Consider the following 1,044-nt stretch of genomic DNA (forward strand, 5'->3'; position numbering starts at 1 on the left):
GGCGGCATTTCGTCGAGCGTCCGGCCTAAGATTTCATGCGCCAACTGATTAGCAAGCCGGATATCGTCTTTGGTCACTTCGATGTATTCAAGTCGTCTGCCGCGATGTTCGGCAGTCTTGATTTCCCGCTGGTACTGGTGCAACAAGGCGATACTTTGGATCAGGGTGAGATATTTCATATGGTCACGGCGGGTGCGGGTTTTATCTGACAGGAAGGTCAACTGGCTGGCGTAGGGATTCACGACATTCAACGGTTTCAGCAACCGCTGGGCGTTCTGATGCAATGCCGTCAGATAGTCCCGCTCGTTCTCAGCCAGCAAGCCTTCGAGCGTCTGTTTCTGCCGTTGCAGCGCATGGATCGCTTCCGTCTGTTCGCGGGATTCGTTGACGGTCAGCACCAGACAACGATTGAGCAGTTCTTCGTCAACATCGATCGCCGTTGTGGTGAGCATCAGCATCACCGGGCCTTTGACGGTATAGCTTTTGGTGACCAGATTCCCCGTGGCTTCATCCTTGCCTGTACTTGCCATTGTCAGCTCGCCGTCCGACTGCAACAGCTTCAACGCATACGCCGCCTGCCGAACCCCTTCTTCTTCGGCGATGGCTAAAATCTTGTGCTGGAGATTGGTTTCGCCGAGGTAAAACAGGCTCTGGCCTGTCATGGCGCTGTACTGGATGCGTTCTTCTTCGGGGATCAGATTCAAGACGGCATCCATCAGCGAGGATTTCCCCGCCGCACTGCTGCTCTGGATCAGGACGGCTAACGGTTTGGGTAACTTTCGGCTCACCGCTGCCAGATACGCCGCTAACAGATTGGTGGATTCACCGACAACCCCACAGGCCGCTAAGTCAACGGTGATACGGCTGATCAGTTGTGGATCTTGCAACAAGTCCAGCGCGGCCTGCTGTTCATCGGCATTCAAAGACTTGGCGGCGTGTTCCGTTTCTGCGGCGACCCACGAACGTTGTTCGAGTACCAGTAACACCCGCCCCAGTTCCCGCTTGATCAGCGTCTCCGGCATTGCCAGCTCCTGCGCGGCCTGA

At 55.8% G+C, this 1,044-nt stretch carries 1 pseudogene; it reads right to left on the reverse strand.

The annotated features are described in order from the left end of the window. Positions 1 to 1,044, reverse strand: a pseudogene (locus ABLA85_RS18545) (DNA primase); the annotation flags it as partial.

Source organism: Xenorhabdus sp. SGI246 (genome assembly GCF_040838225.1).
Classification (GTDB): Bacteria; Pseudomonadota; Gammaproteobacteria; order Enterobacterales; family Enterobacteriaceae; genus Xenorhabdus; species Xenorhabdus indica.